The organism is Acinetobacter sp. UBA5934, assembly GCF_002430855.1.
Lineage (GTDB): Bacteria > Pseudomonadota > Gammaproteobacteria > Pseudomonadales > Moraxellaceae > Acinetobacter.
In genome coordinates this window covers 6,532-10,723 of sequence record NZ_DJDC01000027.1, presented here as the reverse complement: position 1 = coordinate 10,723, position 4,192 = coordinate 6,532, and the positions used below count along the sequence as shown (strand labels likewise).

The window sequence follows — 4,192 nt, the reverse complement described above, 5'->3', positions numbered from 1 at the left end:
ACTGTACCGTTACGACCACCTTTCTCTAACAACAATTTGTTATCGAAACACGCCGCTTGAATCGCTGCAGCCAATTGACCATCACCTGGCAATGAGCCCATATGATCAGCAGGTTTGCGCTCATCCACGATTTCAACACCAATCATCAAGCCACGGCCACGTACGTTGCCGATACATGGGAATTCAACCGCTAATTTTTTCAATTCAGCTTGTAGGAAGTCACCACGCTCTTGCGCGTTTTGTGCTAGATTTTGTTCCTTGATGGTTTTGATCGTTGCAAGACCAGTACCCATTGCCAATTGGTTACCACGGAAAGTACCGGTGTGACCTGCTGGCTGCCAGGCATCAAACTTACGCTTAATACCAAGTACTGCAAGTGGCAAGCTACCGCCTACTGCTTTCGACATCACCACAACATCAGGTTCAATACCCGCATGTTCAAAGGCAAACATTTTGCCTGAACGTGCAAAGCCTGCCTGAACTTCGTCAAGAATCAACACAATGTTGTGCTTTTCTGTCACTTCACGGATTTTTTGCAACCATTTCACAGGTGCAGTCACCACACCGCCTTCACCTTGAATCGCTTCAAGAATCACAGCTGCTGGCTTGGTAACACCACTTTCGACATCTTCAATGAAGTTTTCGAAATAATAAGTCAAGGCATCAACACCCGCTTCACCACCAATGCCTAAGGGACAACGGTATTCATGCGGATATGGCATAAACTGTACGCCTGGCATTAAGCCATTCACTGAATTCTTCGCCGACAGGTTACCTGTCATTGCCAAAGAACCGTGAGTCATACCGTGATAGCCACCTGAGAAGCTGATCACAGAACTACGACCGGTATAGGTTTTTGCCAATTTAATCGCTGCTTCTGTACCGTCTGCACCAGACGGACCACAGAACTGTAGGCAATACTCTTCCTTCCCGCCAGGGAGCTGTTCAAGTAATGCTTCAGTAAATGCATCTTTTAAAGGTGTCGTTAAATCTAAAGTATGTAATGGAAGACCGCTTGCAAGCGTATCTTGGATACTTTGAATTACCGCAGGATGATTATGGCCTAAAGCCAATGTTCCTGCCCCAGCTAAACAATCGAGGTACTCTGTACCTTCAACATCAGTAACCCAACAACCTAAGGCTTTTGCTATCGCTAACGGCAATTTACGTGGATAGCTACGAACATTGGATTCCATCTGGCTTTGGCGAGTCAAATAGTATTCGTTAGTAGACTTAGTGGCAGGATTTACAGAAGAAACGCTCATATCGAATTACCATCTCTGATATGGGTTGAAAGAAATAAGTCGGGTGACTTGCGGTCCTTTGACTCGGTGCTTTATAGAATCTAGTTTGATGACTTGATTTATACATCATAACTAAACGGCGGATGATACAGAATTTTTCAATAAAATAAACAAGTTTTATGACTTTATCTGCCCAAAACCGATCGAAAAAATATATCAAGCCAAATCTTAGATTTAATTATCATCTTACAGTGTGACAGACTAAAGAAAACCTTATTTTTATACTTTTTTTATGCAAAAGATTGGATTAACGTAATTGCTTAAACAAAAACACTTTAAGTATTTAATTTTTAATTATTTTATTTACAAGTAATTTTTTGAAAGTAAAATAAAATCACTTACAATCTTGACACAAAGTCTACAAAAAATACTCATGAAGTAGCGATAACATGCATACTAAAAGTTGAACCTTTATTTACAAAAAAACAGGTAAAAATAATGCGATATTTAACTCTCTCCTCTCTGGTAATTGCGAGCCTACTTTCAACCACTGCTTTTGCCCAGCAAACAGAACAGCTGAACTATAATTTAGTCAATGTACAGGCCGAAGCCACTCGCCAGATTTCCAATGATGAAATGCATGCGGTTTTATATATTGAAAGAAGCAAGAAACAGCCAGCCGAACTTTCTGCACTTATCACACAATTAATGAACCAAGCCATAGCAGCGGCGAAAAAATATCCGCAAGTGAAAGTCGAAACCGGTGCGCAAAGCACCTATCCTGTATATGACAATGACAGCCAGAAATTAAAAGAATGGCGTGGCCGGGCAGAAATTCGTCTAAAAAGTACCGATTTTAAAGCTGTCAGCCAGTTGATCAGCGAATTACAGCAAAACTTCCAGACCGAGTCGATCAACTTTACTGTTTCCGATACACAACGCAAAAAAGTAGAAAATGAATTGATGGTGGAAGCATCGAAAAACTTCCAGCAACGTGCCCAAATTCTCAGTCAGGCATGGAATAAAACGGGTTATAACCTGGTAAATCTAAACCTGAATACCAATAATAACTATCCACAACCGGTGATGATGCGCGCCAATATGGCTAAATTTTCAGGTGCCGAAGCGGCTGATGCTCAAAATGTTGAGGCAGGTGAATCGAAAATTACTGTCAATGCCAATGGTTCAATTCAGTTTAAGTAAAGAATCAAGATTCAATAAAAACCGTGTAAATACACGGTTTTTTAATGCGCTCCATAAGGTATTTACCACAATATAGTGACAATCCTGTCAAGAACTTTAGGGGATTTTTCCTGTAAAATTATCATATTCCACTGCTTCTTATTCTCTTAGATCTTCCATGTCCATTGAAAGTTTAAATCTTGATTTGTTTAGCATGCTTAATGTGCCTGAACACGCTGCTCCTGTAATGATGCATTACGCCACTTTCGTCGCCCATGATTTAGTTTATGTCCTGGTTGCTAGCTTTGCCTTGTTCTGGTTTTATGGGAGTAATAGTTCAAAGGTCCTGATTCTAAAAGCCTTCGTATTTTGTTGCATAGCCCTTTCAATCAGTGAATTAGCCTCTTATCTGTTCAATACCCCACGTCCTTTCGTGATGCAGGTCGGTCATACTTTGATTGCCCATGAAGCAACAGGCTCATTTCCCAGCAATCATATGACTATTTTTAGCAGTATTGCCTTTGCTTATTATTTTTCGGCACGACGGGATATTGGCAGGTTTTTGCTCGCAGTTGCTTGGTTGGTGGCTTGGTCAAGAGTCTATGTCGGTGTGCATTTCCCGATTGATATGCTGGGTGCCTTTATTTTGTCGTGGGCTGTGAATCTTGCCGGTTTAAAATTATGGAATCACTATCAGGTAAAACTGATGTCTTGGGTCATGTGCATCTATGAAAAATTATTTAGCCCGTTGATTCAACGCGGTTTAATTAAATAATCAGTGAAAAGATATATAAAAAATCCCGCTCTAAAGCGGGATTTTCAAGCTATAAACTATGCTATTAGTAAATCGCCATATGATTGCGATGAATCATCTCAAGCGAACGTGCTTCACCTAACACCTGATGCACTTTATCTGAAGATAAACCCTTCACAATTTCAGCCGAACGCGAACTAAAATTAACACGACCCACAGCAATACGCCCACCATGTGAATCAACACACTCCACCACATCACCACGCTCAAAGTGACCTTCCACAGCTTTCACCCCTACAGGTAACAGACTGCGGTGGTTTTCTTTAATCGCTTTGACTGCACCATCATCCAGAACCAGACGACCTGCCGTTTGTAAATGTGCCGCCAACCATTGCTGATGCGCGGTAATGCGGTCATTGTCAGTAATAAACAGGGTTCCCAACAGTTCACCAGACATTAAGCGCGCCAGAACATTATCACTTTCACCGCTGGCAATTAATGTTGGACAACCCGATTTTGCCGCCAGACGTGCAGCACGAACTTTGGTCAGCATGCCGCCACGACCAAATTTACCGCCACCACCTGCCATATCAAACAGGCTTTCATCCAGAGCACGCACGGTATGGAACAGCTTGGCATTCGGATTAGAACGCGGATCGGAGTCAAACATGCCTTGCTGATCGGTCAGGATAATCAACAAATCGGCATGCACCTGACCTGCCACCATCGCAGCCAAGGTATCGTTATCACCGAAGCGGATTTCATCGGTCGATACCGTGTCATTTTCATTGATCACAGGTACTACATGCCAGTCAATCAGATTCTGTAAGGCATCACATGAATTAAGATAACGACGACGGTCTGCCAGGTCATCATGAGTCAATAAAACCTGAGCCGTTTGAATGGAATGATTTTCCAATACACTTGACCAGGTCTGAATCAGTCCCATTTGACCAATGGCAGCACAGGCCTGAAGACTGGGTAGATCGGTGGGTCGATTCTCAAGTTTCAT

At 42.2% G+C, this 4,192-nt stretch carries 4 protein-coding genes; 2 read left to right on the top strand and 2 right to left on the bottom strand.

The features are described 5' to 3' along the window. A partial coding sequence (locus tag B2Y23_RS01950) for a diaminobutyrate--2-oxoglutarate transaminase (protein ID WP_291368699.1) occupies positions 1 to 1,265 on the bottom strand: 1,265 nt, incomplete at its 3' end. A 477-nt stretch (positions 1,266 to 1,742) separates the two neighbouring features. On the opposite strand from B2Y23_RS01950, the gene B2Y23_RS01945 reads away from it, so the two are divergent. Beyond that, entirely contained in the window at positions 1,743 to 2,447 is a 705-nt protein-coding gene (locus B2Y23_RS01945) for an SIMPL domain-containing protein (RefSeq protein WP_291368697.1), read from the top strand. A 157-nt stretch (positions 2,448 to 2,604) separates the two neighbouring features. Continuing rightward, positions 2,605 to 3,201: a phosphatase PAP2 family protein gene (locus tag B2Y23_RS01940; RefSeq protein ID WP_291354665.1), complete on the top strand. Its 597-nt coding sequence runs from the start codon at positions 2,605 to 2,607 to the stop codon at positions 3,199 to 3,201. Positions 3,202 to 3,265: 64 nt separating this feature from the next. Here the strand turns inward: B2Y23_RS01940 and proB are convergent. Further along, the coding region (gene proB / locus B2Y23_RS01935) for a glutamate 5-kinase (RefSeq protein WP_291368695.1) at positions 3,266 to 4,192 on the bottom strand (927 nt) is incomplete at its 5' end.